The sequence below is a fragment of the Bradyrhizobium sp. UNPA324 genome, assembly GCF_006658635.1.
Taxonomy (GTDB): Bacteria; Pseudomonadota; Alphaproteobacteria; order Rhizobiales; family Xanthobacteraceae; genus Bradyrhizobium; species Bradyrhizobium nanningense.
In genome coordinates this window covers 6,123,592-6,145,629 of the sequence record NZ_LFJD01000004.1, presented here as the reverse complement: position 1 = coordinate 6,145,629, position 22,038 = coordinate 6,123,592, and the positions used below count along the sequence as shown (strand labels likewise).

Here is a 22,038-nt window from a genome sequence, read left to right as displayed (position 1 = left end):
CCCATCTCGTGCCGACGCTGCCGCGTCCACCGCAAGCCCGGCTCGCGAACGTGACGACACATGATCGCCCCTCTTGGTGAACCGGGATGGTCGACACATACGCTAAAACCGAATTTCGGTAAAGTGGAATCTTTTTGTACAGGTGGGTTGACAGCGGAGCGACACAGCAAGGTGCTGTAGCCCGGATGAGCGCAGCGACATCCGGGACAGCGCGAGATGTCGAGCGAGCGCCCCCGGATGTCGCTCCGCCCATCCGGGTACGGGCTACCAAGCATCTGCTCTTCGGCCGCGCCGAGACGTCCGGCAACACCTGTTTACATTCAGCAACATTCCGGCTGCCGAAAGGCCACGATCGGCCGGCTAGTGGCGGTCGCCTCACCCTTCCCAGAGGACCAGCGAATCTCCCCCGGACCGAGGTCTATGGATTTCAGCCGATTTGATGCCGCCCTACGTGTTCGTCGCAAGTCCCCTGCCATCTGCCAAGGAGGCTCATCGTCCAAAGCCCGCGCCGTTGCGCAGCCCCATGTCGCGCGCCGGATGGGCCTGCGCCGCGCTGATGCTGGGCAGCGCCTTGGCTGGCTGCGCGGTCGGCCCGGATTATGCCGGCCCGCCCAGGCTCGCCTTGCCCTCGCACTGGAGCACCAGCACCGCCCCGCATCGGGACGCCGGCAGGCTTGATCGCTGGTGGCTGCGCTTGCGCGATCCCCTGCTCAACCGACTGATCGAAGAGGCCGTCGAAGCCAATCCCGACGTCGCGAAGGCAAAAGCCGTCGTGCGCGAGGCGCGCGCCACGCTGCAACAGACGGCGGCAGGTCTGTTTCCGTCAGTGAGCGGCACGGCCTCGGTGACGAACAACAAGACCAGCGCCGGCTCCTCGTCCGTCCTCGTCGACAGCGCGCCCTACTCGCTTCACCAGGCCAGCTTCGATTCGAGCTGGGAGCTCGACCTGTTCGGCGGCACGCAGCGGGGCATCGAGGCGGCGCTGCGCAGCACGCAATCCGCCGAGGAGGATCTGCGCAACAGCCTCGTCACGCTGATCGGCGACGTCGCCGCCTATTACGTGGAGGCGCGCGGCTATCAGGCGCGGATCGCGCTGGCGCAGCGGACCGCGGTCTCGCAGCGCGACACCGAAAAGCTCACCCGCAGCAAATACGAAGCCGGCAGCGGCAACGCGGTCGATCTCGCCAAAGCCACTGCGCAAGCCGCGAGCACGGAAGCCAACGTTCCGACCTATCAGGCGGCGCTCGCGGCCGACATTCACCGGCTCGCAATCCTGCTCGGGCGGCCGCCCGACGGCGTCGCCTCGTTGCTAGCACGGTCCGCGCCCGTGCCGGCGCCGCGCATGCCCCTGCCCACGGGACTGCCCGCCGATCTCCTGATGAGCCGCCCCGATGTTGCAAGTGCCGAGCGCAAGCTGGCGCAGGCGACCGCCAAGATCGGCCAAGCGGAGGCCGACCGCTATCCGGCGGTGTCATTGACCGGTTCGGTCGGCACCTCCGCGATACGTGCCGGCGATCTCGCCAAATATTCGAGCCTGAGCTGGTCGGTGGGGCCCTCGATCACCGTGCCGGTGTTCGACGCGGGCAAGCGCCTGGCCACCGTCAGGATTGCGGAGGCGCAACGCGACCAGGCGTTCGCCACATTCCATTCGACCCTGCTCACCGCACTCGAAGACGTCGAGAACGCCCTGGTCTCGCTCTCGCGCGAACGCGTGCGTGCCACCAAGCTGTCGGAAGCGACCAAGAACTACCGCGAAGCCGCCCGGCTGTCGCGCTCGCTGTTCGAGACCGGCAGCGCCAGCTTCATCGACGTCCTGGACGCCGAACGTTCGCTTTATTCCGCCGAGGATTCGCTGATCCAGAGCAAGGTGTCGGCGGCCAAGGATTACGTTGCGCTGGCAAAGGCGCTCGGCGGCGGCTGGTCCGATCCGGTCGACGTGTCGAGGCCGATCATCGTGGACACCAACACGGGACCTCACTTGCGAGAGGCGCAGAAGTGACCGAGATCATCACCGCCAAACGCCTGAAGATCGCCGCGGCGATTATTGCCGTCGTGGCCACCGGCGTGGTCGCGGCCACGCGCTTTCCGGGAACGTCGAGCAAGGCGCAGTCCTACATCACGGCGCCGGTCGCCGTCAGCGATCTGCGCGAGGAGGTGCTCGCAAGCGGCACGCTGAAGCCGGCCCGACTGACCGCGGTCGGCGCACAGGTGTCGGGCCGGATCACCGCCCTCAACGTCCGCGTCGGCGATGCGGTCAAGGCCGGCGACGTCATCGCCCAGATCGACCCCGTCACCAAGCAGAACGATCTGCGCAACTCCGAGGCGTCGCTGAAGAACTACCGTGCGCAGAAAGTCGAGAAGGAGGCCACCCTGGTTCTGGCCGAGGCGAACCTCGCGCGCCAGCAGGCGACATTGGCGCAACGCGCCACCTCGCGCAGCGATTTCGACAGCGCCGATGCGACCGTGCGGCAGACCCGCGCCCAGATCGCCGCCCTCGAAGCCTTGATCGCGGGGGCGGAAGCCAGCGTCGAGACCGCGCGCGTGAACCTCGATTATACCCGCATTACCGCGCCGATCGACGGCACGGTGCTTGCCACCGTGGTGCAGGAAGGGCAGACGGTCAACGCGGTCCAGTCCGCGCCGACCATCGTCGTGCTCGGCCAACTCGAGACCATGACGGTACGGGCGGAGATCTCCGAGGCCGACATCGTCAAGGTCAAGCCGGGGCAATCGCTCTACTTCACCATCCTCGGCGACCAGGACCATCGCTATGAAGCCCGGCTGGAACAGATCGAGCCGGCACCCGAGTCGATCAAGAGCGACGCCAGCTTCTCCTCGACCACCACCAGCTCGACGTCGAGCACGAGTTCGTCGAGCTCGACCAGCACGGCGATCTATTACATCGGCGTCTTCAACGTCCCGAACAAGCAGCTTTCGCTACGAACCTACATGACCGCCGAGGTTCACATCGTCACTGGCGAAGCGAAACGCGTGAAGGTGGTTCCCGCCCTCGCCGTCATGCGCAAATCGGATGGCCGCAGCACCGTCCGCATCCTCGACGCGTCGGGTGACGTGCGCGAGCGCGAGGTCAAGACCGGCCTCAATGACCGCACTACAGTCGAGATCAGGTCCGGCCTTGACGAGGGCGAGCGGGTCGTCACCGGAGAGGCCAACGAGCAGACCGCATCGCGCGGCATGCCAGATGGGCCGCCCGGAGGTCCCTGACATGGTCGATCCGATCATCGCACTCGAAAACGTTCGGCGGGAGTTCGCGGCCGGCGACGTCAGCGTGATCGCGCTCGACGATGTCTCGCTGAGCATCCAGCCCGGCGAGATGGTGGCGATCATCGGCTCGTCCGGATCGGGCAAATCGACGCTGCTCAATGTCCTCGGGTGTCTCGACCGCCCGACATCCGGCGCCTATCGCGTCGCCGGCCAGAACGTCTCCGAGCTCGATGCTGATGCGCTGGCAGCGCTGCGCCGCGAGCATTTCGGTTTCATCTTCCAGCGCTATCATCTGCTCGGCGACCTCTCGGCCGGCGAGAATGTCGAGATCCCCGCGATCTATGCCGGGATGAAGGCCCGCGATCGCCGCGCGCGCGCCGAGCAGTTGCTCGCAAGACTCGGCGTCAACGAGCGGCGCGGCCATCGCCCGAACCAGCTTTCGGGCGGCCAGCAGCAACGTGTCTCGATCGCACGTGCGCTGATCAACGGCGCCGAGGTCATCCTCGCGGACGAGCCCACCGGCGCGCTCGACCGGCGCAGCGGCGAGGAGGTCCTGAAGATCCTGAAGGAGTTGCACCGCGAGGGGCGGACGATCATCATCGTCACCCACGATGCCGACGTCGCCGCACGGGCCGAGCGCATCATCGAGCTGCGGGACGGTAACATCGTCTCCGATCGCCGCACCGGGACGACGGACGCTCCGGAGCCGCCTGTCGCCGTATCCCGGAAGCCGTGGGACGACGTCCCCGGCTGGTCCGGCGCCTTGCGGCGCCTGCGCGAGGCCTCGCGGATGGCGCTGGTGGCGATGGCCGCGCACCGGCTGCGCGCCTTCCTCACCATGCTCGGCATCATCATCGGCATCGCTGCGGTGTCGTCCGTGGTGGCGCTCGGCAACGCGTCCCAGCGCAAGGTGCTGTCCGACATTTCGAGCCTCGGCACCAACACGATCGAGGTGTTTCCAGGCAAGGATTTCGGCGACGCGCGGGCGAGCAAGATCAAGACGCTGGTGCTGGACGACGCCCGCGCGCTCGACCGGCAGGCCTTCATTGCAGGGGTCACCCCGACGGTTTCGACCAGCACGACGGTGCGATATCGCGGCAACGAGTCCAACGTGCTGGTGAACGGCGTCGGTCAGAGCTATTTCCAGGTCAAGGGTGCCAAGCTCGCGAAGGGCCGCCTGTTCGACACCGACGCGATCCGCAACATCGAGCGGCAGGCCGTCATCGACGACAATACCCGCAAGACGTTCTTCGCCGACGACCAGACCTCCGGGATCGGGCGCGTGATCTGGCTCGGCAAGGTGCCGTGCCGCATCGTCGGCGTGATCGCCCAGCAGCAGGGCGGCTTCGGCTCGAACCAGAACCTGTCGGTCTACCTGCCTTACACCACCGTGCAGGCCCAGTTCACGGGCGATCGTTCGCTGCGCAGTATCCTGCTGCGGATCAGCGACGATGTCTCGACCAATCTGGCGCAGGACGCGGTGACGACGTTGCTGACGCAGCGGCATAACACCAGGGATTTCGTCATCCTCAACACCGACGACATCCGCCGCACCATCACCAGCACGACGCAGACGCTGGCATTCCTGGTGGCGGCGATCGCGGTGATCTCGCTGGTCGTCGGCGGTATTGGCGTCATGAACATCATGCTGGTCTCCGTGTCGGAACGGATCAGCGAGATCGGCGTGCGCATGGCGGTTGGCGCCAGACGCAGCGACATCCTCCAGCAGTTCCTGGTGGAGGCGACCCTGATTTCGTCCATCGGCGGCATCGCCGGCATTCTTGTCGCGGTGCTGCTCGGCTTCGCCATCAACCTGGCCGTGCCGGGGTTCGAGGTCAGCTATTCGACGTTCTCGATCGGGGCTGCGTTCCTGACCTCGACCGGGATCGGGGTCGCCTTCGGCTTCTTCCCCGCCCGCCGCGCCGCGTTCCTCGACCCCGTGGTGGCGCTGAGCCGCGACTGACCCTAGGATTGCCATGACCATCGTGCTTCGTACGGGAAATTCGTCCGCAAATCGACCAACGATCGGCGCCCCCGATGCGATTTCAATCATGACCAACGGCAGCCCGAACGTCCTGATCGTCGAGGACGACAAGCCGACCCGCGAACTCATCTCGCGTTATCTGCACGATCACAACTTCTCGGTCGACGCGGTCGCGAACGGCAAAGAGATGGACCGCCATCTCTCCCACGAACGGGTCGACCTGATCGTCCTCGACCTGATGCTGCCGGGGGAGGACGGCCTCAGCCTCTGCCGCCGCCTGCGGATGGACGCCACGACACCAGTCATCATCCTCACCGCGAAGGGCGAGGATCTCGACCGGATCCTCGGTCTCGAGATGGGCGCCGACGACTATCTGGCAAAGCCGTTCAACCCGCGCGAGCTTCTCGCCAGGATCAATGCGGTGCTGCGCCGGCGATCGAGCGGCCTCGCCGCCGGCTCCGCCCCTGCGCGTCTCAAATTCCAGGGCTGGACCATCGATCTCCGCCTGCGCGAGTTGCGCGACCCGCAGGGCGCGCAGGTGCCGCTGACCAGTGCCGAGTTCGATCTGCTGCAGGCCTTCTGCGAGCGGGCAGGACGCGTTCTCACCCGCGACAACCTGCTGAGCATGACGCGCGGTCGTCCCGGCGGAGGCTTTGGCCGCAGCATCGACGTGCTGGTCAGCCGGCTGCGCCGCAAGCTCGACCGGACGGAAGGCACTTCCGTGATCAAGACCGTCCGCATCGGCGGTTACGTCTTCACGCCGGTGGTGGAGGAAGCATGAGCCGCGCCGCCGATATCGTCGCGCTGTTCAGCTTCAGGCGGATCAGCGGCCAGATCGCCGCCTTGATCCTGGGATCGCTGATTCTGATCCATGTCCTGATTGCCGGGTATTTTCTCCTCAACCAGCCAAAGCTGCTGGCGGACACGCCGCTGGAGCAGATCGAACTGATCGTGCGGATCGTCGCCAACACGCCGAAAGCCGAGCGCGCGCTCGTCCTCGACAGCGTCAGCCGAACCTTTCCAGCGCTCAAGCTCCAATTGCGAGGAGGCGGCTCGGCCTCCCCCACGCCGCAGTCGATGCGAACATCCCTGACCATCCCTTCCGCGCTCGGGGTCAGGGCCGAGCTCGTTCGCGGCAGCGGCGCGGGCGACGAGCGCGTCTGGTTCTACCTTCCGGGCGACGAGGTGCTCGAAGCCACGATCGGATCGCCCAAGATGCCGGCCTTCGTCAGCGGCCTCTGGACCTCGACGCTGCTGTTCCTCGTGGCGAGCCTGACGCTGCTCGGCGTCTGGGCCGGCCGCGCGCTCTCCTCGCCCTTGTCGGCCTTCGCGCGCGCGGCGGAGGACTTCAGCCTGAGCCGGTCCTCCGCGCCGCTGCCCGAGACCGGACCGGAGGAGATCAGGTCCGCGGCGAGAGCGCTCAACCGGATGCGCGATCGCATCACCACGCTGATGAACGACAGAACCCGCATGCTGGCGGCCATCAGCCATGATCTGCGCACGCCGATCACGCGTCTGCGGCTGCGTTCGGAATATATCGAGGATCCGGCACAACGCACGCAGACCGTGCGCGACCTCGACCAGATGCAGTCGATGCTGGAATCGGTGCTGTCGCTCCTGCGCAGCGAAAGCCCGGTCAAGCCGACGCTGGTGGACGTCGCGGCGCTGCTGCAAATGGTTTGCGAGCAGTTTTCGGATTCAGGATTTGCCGTGACCTATTCCGGCCCCGACAAGGCCGCCTTCATCCTGCGGCCCGACGAAATCACCCGCGCGGTCACCAACCTCGTCGAGAACGCAACGCGCTTCGGAACCCAAATCGACGTCGCGCTGCTGACGGTCGAGGACCGGCTCGTCATCGACGTCTCCGACGACGGGCCCGGCATTCCCGACGAAAGCAAGGCGGCGATGCTGGAGCCCTTTGTGCGTGGCGAGGAAGCCCGCACCATGGACGAGACGGCCGGATTTGGTCTCGGCCTCTCGATCGCGCAGGCGATCGTGACCGCGCATGACGGAACGCTCGAGCTGCTCGACAATGCGCCAAAGGGCCTGCGCGTCCGCTTGCGGCTTGCGCGGGCTGCCCGCGACAATGCAGAATCGCCTCGGACATAAAGCTGCGGCATTTGTCGGGCTTGTCGGCCGTCCTGCCCTGCTTCCCCCGGAGATTCCATGTCTTCTGCCGACCGGCCCTCGACCCGCCTTGCGACCCGGCTTGCCTTCCTCGTCGCGGGCTTCGGCATCGCGTGCTGGGCGCCGCTGGTGCCGTTCGCGAAGGCGCGGCTCGGCGTCGATGACGGCGTGCTCGGACTGCTCCTGCTCAGCCTCGGTATCGGCTCCGTCGTCGCGATGCTGCTGACGGGAATCGTGAGCGCGCGCTACGGCAGCAGGCCGATCATCCTAGCGGGCGGGTTCGGTCTGGCGCTGGTCCTGCCCCTGCTCGCGATCGCAAGCTCGCCCGCAACGCTGGCGCTGGCACTGTTCGCATTCGGCGCGGCGCTCGGCTCGATCGACGTCGCCATGAACATCCATGCCGTGGAGGTGGAGCGCGCCGCGAGACGCCCGCTGATGTCCGGCTTCCACGCGCTGTTCAGCATCGGGGGCTTTGCCGGATCCGCGCTGATGACGGCGCTGCTCTCGCTGCAATTCGGCACGCTCGCCTGCACGCTGATCTGCTCCGCCCTGATGCTGATCGCGATGCTCGTGACTTGGCCGCTCCTGCTCCGCAACGTGCAGGCGCAGGACGGTCCGCTGTTCGTGCTGCCGCACGGATCGGTGCTGCTGCTCGCCCTGCTCGGCGCCATCACCTTCCTGGTCGAGGGCGCGATGCTCGATTGGGGCGCGCTGCTCGTGATCGGCGCGGGTCTCGTCACCGAGGCGCAGGGCGGAGCCGGCTACATCGTGTTCTCGATCGCGATGACCGCGGGCCGGCTCGGCGGCGACGCCGTCGTTGCGCGCATCGGGGACCGCGCGACATTGCTGTGGGGCAGCCTAATTGCGATCGCGGGTTTTGCGGTCCTGCTCACGGCGCCGGTTGCGGCAGTCGCCATCGCCGGATTCCTGCTGATCGGGCTCGGCGCGTCCAACCTCGTGCCGGTGCTTTTCCGCCGGGCGGCCCGGCAAACAATGATGCCGACGGGCCTCGCGGTCGCGGCGATCACGACCGCAGGCTATGCAGGAATCCTGATTGGCCCTGCCGGCGTCGGCTTTGTCGCACGTCTTGCCGGATTGCCAACGGCGTTCTGGCTGCTCGCTGCGCTGATGGGCCTCGTCACGCTGTCGGCGCGCATCGTCACAAGGAAGGCGCCTCAGACCATGGCGACCTAACCCTTTCCGTCTCAAGGGGTATTTCTCTGGCCGCAGCCGGCCCAAGCCATCCACGCAGGTCTGTCAGCCATGCGGCTTTCGGCCAGTTTACCGGACGCCTCGTTCTGCTAGACCAGAATAAAATACCTTTTGACTCCCGTCGCGGGGGCAATGGCACGTGCCAGCTCACAACACTCAAGACTCGGTCATTTCATTCGGGCCATTTCGGCTGTTTCCAAAGTCCCGGCTCCTGGAGAAGGAGGGGGAGCCGCTTCATGTCGGCGGCCGCGCGCTCGATATTCTCATCCTGCTTGCCGGGCGCGCCGGGGAAGTCGTCGACAAGCGAGAGCTGGTCAAGCGCATCTGGGCCGACGTGAATGTCGACGAGGGCAGCCTGCGCTTTCATGTCGCAGCGTTGCGCAAGGTGCTCGGCGATACCGGCAAGTCGGCCCGCTATGTCCTCAACGTGCCGGGCCGTGGCTATTGCTTCGTCGCCCCGTTCGCTCAAGCGGCGCCGCAGGTCGCGCCAGCCTCCGTCGAAATCGCCCCTCCCCGCTCCCTGCCCGCTCCACTCGCGAAGATGATCGGCCGCGAGGAGATCGTCGAGAAGATCTCGCACGACCTGACGCTCCATCGCTTCATGACCGTGGTCGGTCCAGGCGGCATCGGCAAGACCGCCGTCGCCGTCACGGTCGGGCATCGCCGCTCGGCGGATTTCGGCGGCCGCGTCTTCTTCGTCGATTTCGGTCCGCTACGCGACGCCAGCCATGTCACGACCACCATCGCCTCCGTCCTCGGACTGACCGTCAGCTCGGAGGATCCGACCCCGGCGTTCCTGACATTTCTGAAGACCGGACCGGCCCTGCTGATCTTCGACAGTTGCGAGCATGTGCTGGACACGCTGGCTCCGATCGTGGAGCGCCTCGTTCGCGAGGCACCGCAGCTTCGTGTTCTCGCAACCAGCCGCGAGTCGTTCCGCAGCGAAGGCGAACGGATTTTCCGGCTGTTTCCGCTGGATTGTCCGCCCGAGCGCGAGGACCTCGACGTCGCCGAGGTCCTCGCCTATCCCGCCGCCCAGCTCTTCGTCGAGCGCATCGCGCAGAGCTCCGGACCGTTCCAGCTCAGCGCCGAAGAGGCACCACTCGTCGCCAACATCTGCCGGCGCCTCGACGGCATTGCGCTGGCGATCGAGCTCGCGGCGGGCCGTGTCAATGCCTATGGCATCGCCGGCACGGCCTCCCTGCTCGACAGCCGCTTTTCGCTGCAATGGCGCGGGCGGCGCACGGCCGTTCCGCGGCACCAGACGCTCGCCGCCGCCCTCGACTGGAGCTACGACCTGCTGCCTCCGGCGGAAAGCGCCACCTTGCGACGATTGTCGGTGTTCGCCGGGCCGTTCGCGCCCGAGGCCGCCGCCGCGGTCGCGTCCGGCGACGGTCTTGGCACCTCGGAGACGCTGGCGGCGATCGACAGCCTGGTCGCCAAATCGCTGATCTCGCCATCCGGTTCGCGGACGCTGCGCTATCGCCTGCTCGACACCACGCGCACCTACGCACTCGGCAAGCTGCGTGAGCTCGGTGAAGTCGGGCAGTTCGCGCGGCGCCATGCCGAGCATTTTTGCGACTTCTTCGAGCGCGCGGGGGCCGACAATTCGACGCCGCTTCCCGAATGGCTGAGCACCTATGGTGGCGAGCTGGACAATGTGCGCGCAGCGCTGGACTGGGCCTTCACGCCCGACGGCGATGCGAGGCTCGGCATCGCGCTGACGGCGACTGCGGTGACGCTGTGGGTGCGTCTTTCGCTGTTCGCCGAATGCCGCGAGCGCTGTAAAGCGGCGCTGGCGGCACTCGGAGACGACCGCGACGACGACCGCATCCGCATGCAGTTGCTCTCGGCACTCGGCTGGTCGCTGATGTATGGCGAGGGCCGCGCGCGCGAGGCGCGCCCGATCCTCGAGACGACGCTCGAGCTCGCCGAGAGCCTCGACGACAAGGATTTCCGGCTGCGCGCGCTCTGGGGCTTGTGCATCGACCAGTTCAACAACGGGCAATTCGGCAAGGCCCGCGCGCTCGCCGACCGTTTTGCCAACGCCGCGGCGAATTCATCGGATCAGACCGATCTCATGCTGGGCGACCGGTTGATGGCCGTCGCGCTGCATTATCTGGGGGACCAGAACGAGGCGCGCCAGCGGATCGACCGGGTGAACGCCTCGCTGCATGTGTTGGTCGAGAAGCCCAAAATCTTCCCGCTCGATCTCAGGATATCGACGCAATATTTCCGGGCCCGGATCCTGTGGCTGCAGGGCTTCGCCGATCAGGCCCAGGCGCTCGCCGCCAACAACATCGAGGAAGGCCGTGCCAACGGCCATGCGCTGACATTCTGCAGCGTGCTGGGACAGGCCGCCTGCCCGATCGCATTCTGGTCCGGCGATTTCGATGCCGCCGAGCGCCACGGCACCGAGCTGCTCGAGCACACCGAACGCCATGCGATCCGGCTGTGGGGCCTCTGGGCACGGACATTCAACGCCGCAGTCATGGCCAGGCGCGGCGACGTCGCGACGGGCCTGCCGTTGCTGCGCGAAGAGCTCAATCGCGCCGGCGACGCGCGCTTCCTGCCGCGCTTTCTCCCGCTGCTCGGCGAGCTCGCCGCGTGCTTCCTGGAGGCCGGCCAGGTGGACCGTGGCCTCGACGTGATCGAGGACGCCCTCGCCCGCTGCAACGACCGGCAGGAACTCTGGTATCTGCCGGAGCTGATCCGCATCAAGGGAGAATTGATGCTCAGAAGCGCGCGGCATTCGGGGGACGCCGAGGCGCGCTTTCGCGAGGCGATCGACATTGCCGTCCGGCAGGGCGCCCGCTTCTGGCAGCTGCGCTGTGCAACTAGTCTCTCGCGGCTCTTGATCGGCGCAGGCCAGCGCGCGGACGCCCTGGCGGTTCTGAAGGATGCCACCGGATCCTTCGCCGAAGGATCCGATATCTCCGATATGCGCATGGCCCGCGAGCTGATAGCGCAATTGCGCGGCTGACAGGCCGCGACCCGATCTACCCTCCCACCGCGGCCGCGCGGCGCGGCAGCTTCCAGCCGGGCCGGATGAAGTGGCAGGTGTAGCCGTCCGGATAGCGTTCGAGATAGTCCTGATGCTCAGGCTCGGCCTCCCAGAATTCGCGAGCGGGGGCGAGCTCCGTCACCACCTTGCCCGGCCAAAGGCCCGACGCCTCGACGTCGGCGATGGTGTCTTCGGCGATCCGCTTCTGCTCTTCGCTGGTATAGAAGATCGCGGAGCGATAGCTCGTGCCGAGATCATTGCCCTGGCGATTGAGCGTGGTGGGATCGTGGATCTGGAAGAAGAACTCCAGCATGGTCCGGAAGCTGGTCCTTGCGGGATCGAACATGATCTCGATCGCCTCGGCGTGTCCTTCGTGATTGCGATAGGTCGCGTTCTTGACGTGCCCTCCGGTGTAGCCGACGCGGGTGGAGATCACGCCCGGCTGCTTGCGGATCAGATCCTGCATGCCCCAGAAGCAGCCCCCGGCCAAAACTGCGCGCTCTGTCGTCATCTGATGTGCTCCCAGTTCATTAAGCGGCCCGCCCTCAACCTGCCGCTCGCGATCACAGGGCGGGAGCTCGGTATTGTCATTGATGTCCGCTCGCTACCAAAGCCCGGACGGCCTCAGTGTTCCCGATCTCGACCGGATCGGCAACGCGCGAGGCCGGCAGCCGGATCAATTCTGCGTCGGCTGTGCCAGTTTCGCAAATCGTCCTGGCTTCGCCCGGAATTGAGAGCATCCTCAATGAGGTAACGTCACGGGCCCGCTCGCAAGTCCTAACAACTTCTAACACGCCAAGCCCCGTACGCCCCGCCATGGTGAAGGCACTGGACGGTGGATATGGCGGGACATGGCGCTTCTTGATGATGTGATCGATGCCAGCGGCGGAATGGCCCGCTGGAATAGCTTGAACCGGTTCACGCTTCACCTTTCCGTTGGCGGGTCGCTGTTATCCACTGCCGGACATGCCAGCGAGTTCAAGGACGTGACCGCGGAGGGCACGATCCGGACGCAGTCGGTCCGCTTCACCGGCATTACCGGCGGCGCGTACTCCGGCTCCTTTCAGCCGGACGCGGTCACCATCGAGAGCCTCGATGGTGAAGTCCTGCGAACCTGGCGGAGCCCGAGCCTCACATTCCGCGAACTCAGCTCGCCTGCCCTTGCGGACGAACTGCAGCTCGTTTTCTTCTGCGGCGCGGCGATCTGGAACTACCTGACAAACCCGTTCCTGCTCGCCCATCAGGACGTCATGGTGGAAGAGCTGCCGCCTTGGCGAGAGGGTACCGAAACGTGGCGGCGCCTGCGGGCGCGATTCCCCTCGCACATCGTCACGCTCGCGCCCGAACAGATCTTCTATTTCGACGAGAGCGCCCTGCAGCGGCGCACGGATCACGAGTTGTTCGGGATGAAGATCGCGCACTCCTCCTGGGCCCATGACAGTTTTGGCGGCATCGTCGTGCCAACGCTTCGACGCATCCAGACCTTGCGGCCAGATGGAACCGTGATCGCCAAACCCGTGCTCATGGATGTCGAGATTTTCGATGCCGTCTTCGAATAGCGCGATGACTTCGAGGGTGGATCGGTGTTGCGAGCAGCCACCGCGCGCTGCTGCGGCGAGCTGCCGCATCCGACGCAGTCGCACAAAATCTAACAGAACCTCATCACCCCTAACGGGCGTCCTGGCCGGCTCACGCCTATCGTCCGACCATGGAAAGCATTGGTTTGCGCGTTTGCCGGGCGTCGCAAACCGCGGCAAAGCCAGGAGAGGATGAGCGATGTCGAACAATTTGCAGACGGCGCATACCGACGGTCCGGCCGGCGCGCGGGATCACGAGGTGCTTCGCCCAACACCGGTCATCGCCCGTGAAAGCCAACGTGCGGGAATGGCGTTGTCGCGCGTCAGGGTCAATGCCTTGCCGAAATGGCGGCTGCGGCGCGTCGAGCAATATATCGCGGATCATTTCGGCCGTTGCATCAGCCTGGCGGAGCTCGCCAATGTCGCCGGCCTGTCCAGGATGCATTTTGCGGCACAGTTCCGCGCCGCGACCGGCTACCGTCCTCGCGAATATCTGCTCCGTCGCCGGACCGAGCATGCGAAGACGCTGCTCGCGACCACAGAGCGTCCATTGGCGGAGATCGCGCTGGCCGTCGGCTTCAGCACACAGGCGCATTTTTCGACCGTCTTCAAGCGCATCAGCGGCGAGTCCCCGGCGCGCTGGCGCCTCGCCAGCAAGGGCGAACGGCGCGCGGTCGGGGCGCCTCCACCGCACCGTCCTTCTCCGGAGAGAAACTGGATCGCCAGCGCTGCCGCATGATCGATCTGCCCGGCTCGCGCCCTCCTCCTCCCGGCCCTGCGAGCCTCTCGGGGCCGTCCTGCGCCCACACAGGACGGCCCCTTCTTCCTAGCGCGCGATGCGCGTTGTCGCGTCAGATCCAGCCCTACATGTCCCCGGTCAAGCCGCAGCGCGCGAGCGTTGCGGCGCAGAGCCGGGACCCAGAAGGCGACTGCATCCAGTGCGGAGAGATGGACCCCGGCTCTGCAGCGCAGCGCTGCGCTGCGTCCGGGGCAAGGCGCAATACTGCCGCTCCCTACGCCGGATCGAACGTGCGGATCGGCGGCAGATTGCCGGTGAACTTCTCCACCTCGATCGTCGTCAGCTGACCGGTGCAGCCCTGCGCCAGGGACGAGGTGCCGACGTCGCGGGTGAGCACGTTGGGATTGCCGTGAACGCAGAGCGGCGCCTCGTCTTCGGGATCCATCGGATCGTACCAGGCGCCGGTCGGAAGCTGCACGACGCCAGGCGCGATGCCGTCGGTGACGTGGACCGCGGCAAGGCAGGCGCCGCGCGCGTTGAACAGGCGGATGATGTCGCCATCCCTGATGCCGCGCGCGTCCGCATCAACCGGGTTCATTCGCGCGACCTCGCGGCCGCGATGCTTGGCGGCAAGCGAATGGCCGCCGAAATCGAGCTGGCTGTGCAGGCGCGTCACCGGCTGGTTGGCGACGAGGAAGCAGGGCGAGCCCGGCTTCGGCATGTCGGTCTTCTCCAGCCAGACCGGATGTCCCGGACAATCCGCATCGCCATGGGCCGCGATCTTGGCCGAGAAAATCTCGATGCGCCCGCTCGGCGTCGGCAGGGCGTGGTTGACGGGATCCTCACGGAAGCGACGCAGCCGGCCGCCGTCATCGGGCTGCTGCGGCACAACCAGGCTGCCGCGCGCCCAGAATTCGTCGAAACTCGGGGCCTCCAGACCACGCTTCGCGAGCGAGGCGCGGGTCGGCTCGTAGAGATGCTCCAGCCATTGCCGCGACGTGCGTCCCTCGGTGAAGGGCTCGCGAGCCCCTAAGCGCTCGGCGAGATCGGCGAAGATATCGTAATCGTCGCGTGCAAGCCCGAACGGTTCGGCGATCTGGTGCATGGCGACCATGAGGGGATCGTTGGTGGAATAGCCGATGTCCTCACGCTCGAGCGTCATTGTCGCGGGCAGTACGATGTCGGCATGCCGCGCCGTGGCGGTCCAGGCCAGCTCGTGCACGACGAACGTGTCGAGTTGCGCAAAGGCCTTGCGCAGGCGGTTGATGTCCTGGTGATGATGGAAGGGATTGCCGCCGGCCCAATAGACCAGGCGGATGTCCGGATAGGTGCGCGTCTCGCCATTGTAGCGATAGGTCGTGCCGGGACCCAGCAGCATGTCGGCGATGCGCGCCACCGGAATGAAATCGGCGACGCCGTTGCGGCCCTGCCCGAGCGTCGGCCCCGGCACGTCGTTGACGCGGCGGCCGTAATAGCCGATCGCACCTAACGAATAGGCGTAGCCGCCGCCGGGAAGGCCGATCTGGCCGAGGGCTGCCGCCAGCACCATGCCCATCCACACCGGTTGCTCGCCATGCTCGGCGCGCTGCAGCGAATGCGAGACGGTGATCAGCGCGCGCTTTCCGGCGAGCCGTCGCGCCAGCTTTCGAATGGTCCCGGCATCAACGCCTGAGATCGCGGCGGCCCAGTCGGCGTGCTTGGGCTGGCCATCGCTTTCGCCCATGAGATAGCGCAGGAAGACCGGCCAGCCCTCGGTGTAGCGATCGAGGAAGGCCTGGTCGTGCAGACCTTCGCTGACCAGCGTGTGGACGATGCCGAGCATCAGCGCGGTGTCGGTGCCGGGCACGCAGCTCATCCATTCCGCGCCGGCTTCCACCGGCAGGTCGTCACGCAGCGGGCTGACCAGGACGAATTCGCAGCCTCGCCGGCGCGCCGTCGCCATGGCGCAGCGCTCGACGTGCTTGCTGATCGAGCCGCCGGCCACCATGGAGTTCTTCAGCGCCATGCCGCCGAAGGCCAGCACGATCTCGGTCTCGGCCGCGATCTGCTCCCAGGTGACGTTGCGCTTGGTGATGTCCTCGTAGCCCGCCAGAATCTGCGGCAGCAGCACCGAGGACGCCCCCGAAGAGTAGGTATTCACCGAGCGCACGTAGCCGCCCATCGCGATGTTGAGGAAGCGATGCACCTGGCTCTGGGCGTGATGAAAACGCCCCGCGCTCGACCAGCCATAGGACCCACCGAACACGGCGCCCGGCCCGCGCGTATCGCGGATGCGGCCGAGCTCGTCGCCGAGCAAGTCGAGCGCCTTCTCCCAGCTGACCGGGACGAACTCGTCGCGGCCGCGGCGATTGTCGGGGCCCGGCCCGCGCTCGAGCCAGCCGCGGCGGATCGCCGGCTGAGCGATGCGGGCCTGGTGGCGCAGCGCGCCGGGGAAATTGTCGATGATGCCGTTCGGATCGGGATCGCCCGCATAGGCCCTGACCTCGAGGCCAGCCGCGCCCTGACGCGCCGAAAACACGCCCCAATGCGAGGTGTGCGGCCTGAAGCCGTCGGACAGGTCAAGACCGGGGTCCGGGAAGCCAATCGTATCGTCCATCGTGTGTTCCTTGTTCCGGCACGTGGCGGCAGTATACCGATCTGCGCCGGGATGTCGCCGAGATCAGCGCCGACAGAAACGCCGGGCTGTCGTGCGCACGCAAGGGATGGCAACCATCGCCGGATCAGGCGGCGATTCGCAGACAAAGCGCTAGAAATGTGCGATATGCCGCTCTCTCATAGCGACAACGGACCCCTCATGATCAAACGCGATTTGCCGTACGAAGGTCTGCTTCACGAAGTGGTCGAGCACAATGGCGTGCTTTACATCGGAGGCATCGTCCCGGAGGACACCAGCCTCGATATGTCGGGCCAGGCCAAGGACGTGCTCACCCAATTGACGCAGCTGTTGAAGACCCTCGGATCCGATCCAGCCAACGTCTTGCAGGTGACGATCTACATGATAGATCTGAAGGAGAAGGCAGAGTTCAACGCGGTCTGGAAAGCGCACTTCGCAGAAGTTGATCTGCCGGCTCGCGCCGCAATCGGCGTGGCCGATCTCGGTCCGGGCGTCAAGCTCGAGATGACCGCCATTGCTGCCATGCAATAGTGCGACCAAAGGATTCGCTGCTTGCTGCGTCGACGACGCGAGAGGGTCTCATCATCTCCAATCGCCGTTGCCTTCGCAGTCAGTCATCGCGCGATGACACAATGCATGGTCACGGGGCGCGCCCGACTTTGGAACGGCATCATCCACGCGCGCAGCAATCGACCAGCAGCTGCCAGATCCGCTGCACCTCGCCCTTCTGGCGCCCCTCCGGCACCTTCTCGCCGCCGGACTGACCATATCCGGCGATGGTGTGCGCTTGGCGCGGCACGATCCATCGTTCCGAGATCGGGTCGTACCATTTTCCGATGTTCACCTCAGTCACGATCAACTCACAGATTCGACAACGGTTGGCGATGCGCCTGCCGCGGCTTCATTCGAGCCATTCGGCGACGCACCAGTCAGTTTACCAATCATGAGCTCGCGCGATCGTTCCGCTTCCCTGCATCATCCCGGTCGGGCCGGATGAAGCGTGCGCGGATGCCGCTCGTGCAGCAGCCGAGCGAGCTCCTCGCGCTCGGTCTCGCGTCCCTTCATGGCAGTCTCGAACAGCGCTTCCTGGATGTCGCGAGGCATGTCGCCCCACACGTCCATCGCGGCCCGTCCGAGCAGGCCCGCAAGATGATCGATTCCATCGTTCATTCGGCTCTCCTGGTCTGCACACGGGAATGGAACAGCTGCGGCCGCGCAGCGTTCCACTGCCATCATTGTGAAAAGGAGGCGTCGTTTATGGGATTCTTCACCAAGGATATCAAATCGATGGAAGACCTGCTGCTGCACGGCCTGCAGGACATCTATTACGCGGAGCAGCAGATCCTGAAAGCGCTGCCCAAGATGATCGACAAGGCGACCAACCGGGATCTCGCCGCCGGCCTGAAAGCGCATCTGGACGAGACCAATAAGCAGGTCGAACGGCTCAACAAGGTGTTCGCCAAGCTCGGCAAGGAGCCCAGCGGCACGCAATGTCCTGCCATCGACGGCCTCATCGAGGAAACCGACGCGACCGCCGGCGAGATCGAGGACAAGGCCGTGCTCGATGCCGCGATCGTGGCCAACGCGCAGGCTGTGGAGCACTATGAAATGTGCCGCTACGGCACGCTGATCGCCTGGGCCGAAGAGCTCGGCCACGACGACATCGTGCGCTTCCTCACCACCAATTTGAACGAAGAGAAGGCCGCCAACACCAAGCTGAACACCGTGGCGCTTCGCAAGGGCGTCAACGCCAAGGCCTCCAACGCCGCCTGATCGATCTGCCGACCAAGACTGGCGGCCCGGCCTCCGGCGCTGCCACGATCCTCGTGCTAGTGCAGAATGCGAAGCATCGTCCCTGCGCGCCGCAGGGCTGTCGCGTATGGAGCGATCACGCCTGTGGCCATCCTTCGAGACGCCCGCCGTTGGCGGGCCCTCAGGATGAGGACTGAGTGGCGTGGCGCTCGTTTCGACAAGTCACGAATGCTGCTTAGCCTCATCCTGAGGAGGCCGCAAAGCGGTCGTCTCGAAGGAGAGGCGCGCGCTCGGATCTCACCACGCTCTAGGCACGTTCGATCAGATGAACGGCTTGCCGCCGGTGACGGCGAGCGTAGCCCCCGAGGTGTAGCTCGAGCGCGGATCGGCCAGCATGACATAGGCGGTTGCAAGTTCGGCCGGCTGGCCGGCGCGCTGCATCGGGACCTGCTTGCCGAAGTTCTTGACCCTTTCCTCCGACATGGTCGAGGGTATGAGCGGCGTCCAGATCGGACCGGGGGCAACGGCGTTGACCCGAATGCCCTTCTCGGCCAGCATCTGCGCAAGCCCGCCGGTAAAATTCTGGATGGCCCCTTTGGTCGTGGCGTAAGCCAGCAGGCTCGGGTTTGGCATGTCCGAGTTCACCGACGCCGTGTTGATGATCGCAGCGCCCGGCCGCATATGAGGGACCGCGGCCTTGGTCAGATAGAACATGGCGTGGATGTTGGTCTCGAACGTGCGCTGCCATTCCTCGTCGCTGATGTCCCCGATGTCCTTGAACGTGGCCTGATGCGCCGCATTGTTGACGAGGATATCGATGCCGCCGAACTCTTCGACGGTGCGACGCACGATGGACCGGCAGTGATCGGGATTACTGATGTCGCCGGGAATGAGGACGACCTTGCGTCCCTCCCGCTCCACCAGCGCCTTGACCTCGGCTGCATCCTCGTCCTCGTTCAAATAAGAGACGACGATGTCGGCACCTTCACGCGCATAGGCGATCGCGACCGCACGGCCGATGCCGCTGTCGCCTCCGGTGATCAGCGCCCTTTTTCCGGCCAGGCGCCCGGCGCCCTTGTAACTCTCCTCGCCGTGATCCGGCCGAGGCTGCATCGCCCGCGTCGAACCGGGCATCGGTTGCTGCTGCGGCGGAAAGGGAGGCTTTGGATAATCGGTCATGGACAACTCCCGGGAAGCTCGCTGCGCTAACGGAGCGCCGCCGAAACTGTTCCTGGGATTGTCCGGACACTGCCGTAACTCTATCCGGGTTAGACGGCCCCGATCTGCGACACCGAGCCTTGCGCATCGCCTGATCGGGCCTGGCGATAGAGGTGACCTGGCTCGGCCCACAGGAACCCATTCGAGAACGGCACACCAGGATAGGCCGCCGCAAGTCGGTGATTGCCGCTATCGACATCGTCACGACCGTCGAGCACGTCGCGAAAGGTCCTGACGATGGCGACCATGTCGCAATCCTGTGGCGACAGGCGCAGCGAGCCGACATTGCTCTCGCGCAATAGGCCGATCTCGCCCAGCAGATTGGCGCAGGTGTGAGACAGGGTCTGCACGCCGTTGACGGTGAGGAAATCCTGCTGCTCCAGCGTGTTCAGCAGCAGACCATCCGGATCCTTCTCACAGACGAAGCGGCAATTGTCTTTGGCCAGCTTGTGAAGGCGCGCATGATAACAACGGGCCGAGATGGCGAGCGGCACTCTGCCGAACGCGAACACCTCGGTCGTGACGATGGGAACAGCCTTCGCGATCGCCGCCACCGAGGTCAGCGGCAGCTCCGGAGGTAGACAGATTCGCCGCGCCCCCTGTGCGACGTGAAAGGCCGCGCTCGCCTCGTTGTAGATGTTGACGAAGGGCCCGATGGCGTGCGGCCGGCCTGCGAGCGCCCTGAGACAGGTCAGATCATTCACCTCGACCAGCACGCCTTCGGCTGCTGCGAGCTCTTCGGTCTGGCGGCGTTCGCGCCGCAGCGAGACCAGGATCAGCGAGCCCAGCAGCACCTGCTTGCCCGCCCTCTGCAGTCGTTCGACGACGGCCGGGATGTGGTCTGCGAAGAACGGCGATCGTTTCGAGCAGACGATCTCGCCGACGGATACGACGTCGACCGGCGCTTCGTCGGCGATACGGAAATAGAAGTCGCGCCAGCGTTCCGGCGCCCAATTGTACAGAACTGGACCGAGGCTGAGTTGCATCTTCCGGACCTCACACATTCGAAACGATTAACGCCAGGTCTTGCGATAGGCGCCGAGCGTGGAGGCCTGCCCTTCGGTGAACGGCTTCAGGCTCGCAATGTCCGCCTCGCTCCCGCTCTCGAGCGCCGCGAGCGCATGACGGAAATGGCGCACGACGCTTTCGACATAGGCGCGGCCGCGCTGACGGCCCTCGATCTTGAGCGCGGTGACTCCGGCATCGCGCAAACCCCTAAGCAGCGTCGTGGCGTCCAGGCTGACGGGGTCCTCGAAAATGTAGCCGGCGCCCTGCGCGGTCGAGAAGCGGCCCTTGCACAGCGTCGGATAGCCGGCGGGCTCGCTCACCCCGAACCGGTTGATAGTGAAGCCGCCCAGACTGGACTTCGTCCCCTCCGCCGTCTGTTCGTAGGTCACATGGCTCGGAGGGGAGCAGACGCCTTGCATGTTCGGCGATTTGCCGGTCGCATAGGACGACAGCGAACAGCGCCCCTCGGCCATCACGCAGAGGCCGCCGAACACGAAGACCTCGGTCTCGCAGGCCGACTCCCGGGTGATCTCGGCGATTTCAGGCACGCTGAGGACGCGCGGCAGCACGACGCGCCGCGCCCCGAAATTTTCGGCATAGAAGGCGATGGCATCCGGATTCGCGGCCGCGGCCTGAACCGAGACGTGCAAACGCTGGCTCGGATGGCGCCGCGCCGTGTAATCCATCAATCCGATGTCGGCAAGGATCAGCGCATCGGCTCCGGCATTCACGGCATCGTCCACCGCACGATGCCAGATGTCGACGGCGGAGGCGCGCGGAAAGGTGTTGATGGCCACCAGGATCTTCGCGCCGCGGTCATGCGCCAGCGCGATCCCCTTGCGCAGTTCGTCGCGGCTGAAATTCAGCCCGGGAAAGTTGCGCGCGTTGGTCTCATCGTTGAAGCCGCAATAGATCGCGTCGGCGCCGGCATCAATGGCGCTCTTCAGCGCCGCCGGCGTCCCGGCGGGACAGATCAGTTCCATCATCTCGATTGCTCGCCTTGCCCCGATGAGCCGATCACGTGTCCACGCGCGGCCTCGAAGGCGCGCCTCGCCGGCGCGCCCAGCGGGCCGAACAGCGAGGACAGTTCAGTGGCAAGATCGAGCTGGGCGTCGTCGATCGTATTGCGCAGCGCCAGCACCGCCTCGACATCGCCCTCGATGACGAGCTCGCGCGAGAACATCAAGGCATCGCCATCGACCCTGCCTTCGAGCAGAGCCAGGAGATTGGCGAGCGAGGCCGAGATCCGCGCGTCCAGCCCTGGCGTCAGCTCGCGCACGACGGACACGCGCGGCGGCTTCGCCTCGACCACGAAGGCAAACGGTAGATCAATCGGCTTGATACCGAACCGCGCGCGCGCGTGCGCGCCCAGCCGGTCGAATATGGCAGGGTTGCGCCGGTGGATCCGCTGCAGGACACCGCCGAGAACGAGCTGCAACGGCAGCAGAGGCAGAGGACGCATGGCAAGTGCGACAAGCGGCGGAATCGTCGGCAATGGGCCGGGCGATACGGCGGACGGATCATTCATGGCGACACATCTGGACGGATTGCACACCGCTGTATTTGAGCCGGAACAAT

18 protein-coding genes and 1 pseudogene are annotated in these 22,038 nt (G+C 65.8%); 11 read left to right on the top strand and 8 right to left on the bottom strand.

The window, feature by feature from the left end; translation table 11 throughout:
* The first annotated feature begins 523 nt into the window (after window positions 1-523).
* The 7 genes from UNPA324_RS29420 to UNPA324_RS29390 all read left to right on the top strand — a co-directional run bounded on the left by UNPA324_RS29420 (window position 524) and on the right by UNPA324_RS29390 (window position 11,531).
* A complete protein-coding gene (locus tag UNPA324_RS29420; RefSeq protein ID WP_246667242.1) occupies window positions 524-1,999 on the top strand; it encodes an efflux transporter outer membrane subunit in 1,476 nt (491 codons plus the stop codon).
* On the top strand, window positions 1,996-3,225 hold the full coding sequence (locus tag UNPA324_RS29415) for an efflux RND transporter periplasmic adaptor subunit (RefSeq protein WP_141937420.1): 1,230 nt from the start codon (window positions 1,996-1,998) through the stop codon (window positions 3,223-3,225). The genes UNPA324_RS29420 and UNPA324_RS29415 overlap by 4 nt, the downstream gene beginning before the upstream one ends.
* Window position 3,226: 1 nt before the next feature.
* Window positions 3,227-5,188, top strand: coding sequence for a MacB family efflux pump subunit (locus UNPA324_RS29410; RefSeq protein WP_141937418.1), 1,962 nt, complete (start codon window positions 3,227-3,229; stop codon window positions 5,186-5,188).
* An 88-nt stretch (window positions 5,189-5,276) separates the two neighbouring features.
* On the top strand, window positions 5,277-5,990 hold the full coding sequence (locus tag UNPA324_RS29405) for a response regulator (RefSeq protein WP_141937417.1): 714 nt from the start codon (window positions 5,277-5,279) through the stop codon (window positions 5,988-5,990).
* Window positions 5,987-7,318 carry an ATP-binding protein gene (locus UNPA324_RS29400; RefSeq protein WP_141937415.1) on the top strand — a complete coding sequence of 444 codons (1,332 nt, stop codon included), beginning with the start codon at window positions 5,987-5,989 and terminating at the stop codon, window positions 7,316-7,318. Before UNPA324_RS29405 ends, UNPA324_RS29400 begins: the two co-directional genes overlap by 4 nt.
* 57 nt (window positions 7,319-7,375) lie before the next feature.
* Window positions 7,376-8,530 carry an MFS transporter gene (locus UNPA324_RS29395; protein ID WP_141937413.1) on the top strand — a complete coding sequence of 385 codons (1,155 nt, stop codon included), beginning with the start codon at window positions 7,376-7,378 and terminating at the stop codon, window positions 8,528-8,530.
* Window positions 8,531-8,687: 157 nt separating this feature from the next.
* Window positions 8,688-11,531: an ATP-binding protein gene (locus tag UNPA324_RS29390; protein ID WP_141937411.1), complete on the top strand. Its 2,844-nt coding sequence runs from the start codon at window positions 8,688-8,690 to the stop codon at window positions 11,529-11,531.
* Window positions 11,532-11,547: 16 nt separating this feature from the next.
* Here the strand turns inward: UNPA324_RS29390 and msrA are convergent, their stop codons facing one another.
* Window positions 11,548-12,063 (bottom strand): peptide-methionine (S)-S-oxide reductase MsrA, encoded by a 516-nt coding sequence (gene msrA, locus UNPA324_RS29385; RefSeq protein WP_141937408.1) that lies wholly within the window; start codon window positions 12,061-12,063, stop codon window positions 11,548-11,550.
* Window positions 12,064-12,403: 340 nt separating this feature from the next.
* Between msrA and UNPA324_RS29380 the strand changes: the two genes are divergently transcribed.
* Window positions 12,404-13,111, top strand: a complete 708-nt coding sequence (locus tag UNPA324_RS29380) for a hypothetical protein (protein ID WP_128916131.1) — start codon at window positions 12,404-12,406, stop codon at window positions 13,109-13,111.
* A 331-nt stretch (window positions 13,112-13,442) separates the two neighbouring features.
* Window positions 13,443-13,868 (top strand): annotated as a pseudogene (locus tag UNPA324_RS29375) (helix-turn-helix domain-containing protein); the annotation flags it as partial.
* Window positions 13,869-14,142: 274 nt separating this feature from the next.
* Here the strand turns inward: UNPA324_RS29375 and UNPA324_RS29365 are convergent.
* Window positions 14,143-16,464 carry a molybdopterin guanine dinucleotide-containing S/N-oxide reductase gene (locus UNPA324_RS29365; RefSeq protein ID WP_141937405.1) on the bottom strand — a complete coding sequence of 774 codons (2,322 nt, stop codon included), beginning with the start codon at window positions 16,462-16,464 and terminating at the stop codon, window positions 14,143-14,145.
* Window positions 16,465-16,662: 198 nt separating this feature from the next.
* On the opposite strand from UNPA324_RS29365, the gene UNPA324_RS29360 reads away from it, so the two are divergent.
* Window positions 16,663-17,013, top strand: coding sequence for a RidA family protein (locus tag UNPA324_RS29360; protein ID WP_141937403.1), 351 nt, complete (start codon window positions 16,663-16,665; stop codon window positions 17,011-17,013).
* A 139-nt stretch (window positions 17,014-17,152) separates the two neighbouring features.
* Here the strand turns inward: UNPA324_RS29360 and UNPA324_RS29355 are convergent, their stop codons facing one another.
* Window positions 17,153-17,335, bottom strand: a complete 183-nt coding sequence (locus UNPA324_RS29355; RefSeq protein ID WP_128916129.1) for a hypothetical protein — start codon at window positions 17,333-17,335, stop codon at window positions 17,153-17,155.
* Between the two features lie 122 nt (window positions 17,336-17,457).
* On the bottom strand, window positions 17,458-17,652 hold the full coding sequence (locus UNPA324_RS29350) for a hypothetical protein (protein WP_128916128.1): 195 nt from the start codon (window positions 17,650-17,652) through the stop codon (window positions 17,458-17,460).
* Window positions 17,653-17,739: 87 nt separating this feature from the next.
* Between UNPA324_RS29350 and UNPA324_RS29345 the strand changes: the two genes are divergently transcribed.
* Window positions 17,740-18,255 carry a YciE/YciF ferroxidase family protein gene (locus UNPA324_RS29345; RefSeq protein WP_141937401.1) on the top strand — a complete coding sequence of 172 codons (516 nt, stop codon included), beginning with the start codon at window positions 17,740-17,742 and terminating at the stop codon, window positions 18,253-18,255.
* A gap of 300 nt (window positions 18,256-18,555) precedes the next feature.
* Here the strand turns inward: UNPA324_RS29345 and UNPA324_RS29340 are convergent, their stop codons facing one another.
* The 4 genes from UNPA324_RS29340 to ubiT form a co-directional block, all read right to left on the bottom strand.
* Complete coding sequence (locus tag UNPA324_RS29340) at window positions 18,556-19,413, bottom strand: SDR family oxidoreductase (RefSeq protein ID WP_128916126.1); 858 nt, start codon at window positions 19,411-19,413, stop codon at window positions 18,556-18,558.
* An 89-nt stretch (window positions 19,414-19,502) separates the two neighbouring features.
* The gene (gene ubiV / locus UNPA324_RS29335) at window positions 19,503-20,438 is read right to left on the bottom strand and encodes a ubiquinone anaerobic biosynthesis protein UbiV (RefSeq protein ID WP_141937398.1); all 936 of its coding nucleotides are present in this window, start codon (window positions 20,436-20,438) and stop codon (window positions 19,503-19,505) included.
* A 27-nt stretch (window positions 20,439-20,465) separates the two neighbouring features.
* Window positions 20,466-21,443, bottom strand: coding sequence for a ubiquinone anaerobic biosynthesis protein UbiU (gene ubiU / locus UNPA324_RS29330; protein ID WP_164935836.1), 978 nt, complete (start codon window positions 21,441-21,443; stop codon window positions 20,466-20,468).
* Window positions 21,443-21,988: a ubiquinone anaerobic biosynthesis accessory factor UbiT gene (ubiT, locus tag UNPA324_RS29325; RefSeq protein ID WP_128916123.1), complete on the bottom strand. Its 546-nt coding sequence runs from the start codon at window positions 21,986-21,988 to the stop codon at window positions 21,443-21,445. The genes ubiU and ubiT overlap by 1 nt, the downstream gene beginning before the upstream one ends.
* Between the last annotated feature and the right edge of the window lie 50 nt (window positions 21,989-22,038).

What these genes read in the sequence shown, in the direction of transcription:
- UNPA324_RS29420 (WP_246667242.1), top strand. Translation starts at nt 524, where the DNA reads ATGTCGCGCGCCGGATGGGCCTGCGCCGCGCTGATGCTGGGCAGCGCC.
- UNPA324_RS29340 (WP_128916126.1), bottom strand. Translation starts at nt 19,413, where the DNA reads ATGACCGATTATCCAAAGCCTCCCTTTCCGCCGCAGCAGCAACCGATG.
- UNPA324_RS29350 (WP_128916128.1), bottom strand. Translation starts at nt 17,652, where the DNA reads ATGAACGATGGAATCGATCATCTTGCGGGCCTGCTCGGACGGGCCGCG.
- UNPA324_RS29395 (WP_141937413.1), top strand. Translation starts at nt 7,376, where the DNA reads ATGTCTTCTGCCGACCGGCCCTCGACCCGCCTTGCGACCCGGCTTGCC.
- UNPA324_RS29400 (WP_141937415.1), top strand. Translation starts at nt 5,987, where the DNA reads ATGAGCCGCGCCGCCGATATCGTCGCGCTGTTCAGCTTCAGGCGGATC.
- UNPA324_RS29360 (WP_141937403.1), top strand. Translation starts at nt 16,663, where the DNA reads ATGATCAAACGCGATTTGCCGTACGAAGGTCTGCTTCACGAAGTGGTC.
- ubiT (WP_128916123.1), bottom strand. Translation starts at nt 21,988, where the DNA reads ATGAATGATCCGTCCGCCGTATCGCCCGGCCCATTGCCGACGATTCCG.
- msrA (WP_141937408.1), bottom strand. Translation starts at nt 12,063, where the DNA reads ATGACGACAGAGCGCGCAGTTTTGGCCGGGGGCTGCTTCTGGGGCATG.
- UNPA324_RS29410 (WP_141937418.1), top strand. Translation starts at nt 3,227, where the DNA reads ATGGTCGATCCGATCATCGCACTCGAAAACGTTCGGCGGGAGTTCGCG.
- UNPA324_RS29365 (WP_141937405.1), bottom strand. Translation starts at nt 16,464, where the DNA reads ATGGACGATACGATTGGCTTCCCGGACCCCGGTCTTGACCTGTCCGAC.
- UNPA324_RS29345 (WP_141937401.1), top strand. Translation starts at nt 17,740, where the DNA reads ATGGGATTCTTCACCAAGGATATCAAATCGATGGAAGACCTGCTGCTG.
- ubiV (WP_141937398.1), bottom strand. Translation starts at nt 20,438, where the DNA reads ATGCAACTCAGCCTCGGTCCAGTTCTGTACAATTGGGCGCCGGAACGC.
- UNPA324_RS29380 (WP_128916131.1), top strand. Translation starts at nt 12,404, where the DNA reads ATGGCGCTTCTTGATGATGTGATCGATGCCAGCGGCGGAATGGCCCGC.
- UNPA324_RS29405 (WP_141937417.1), top strand. Translation starts at nt 5,277, where the DNA reads ATGACCAACGGCAGCCCGAACGTCCTGATCGTCGAGGACGACAAGCCG.
- ubiU (WP_164935836.1), bottom strand. Translation starts at nt 21,443, where the DNA reads ATGGAACTGATCTGTCCCGCCGGGACGCCGGCGGCGCTGAAGAGCGCC.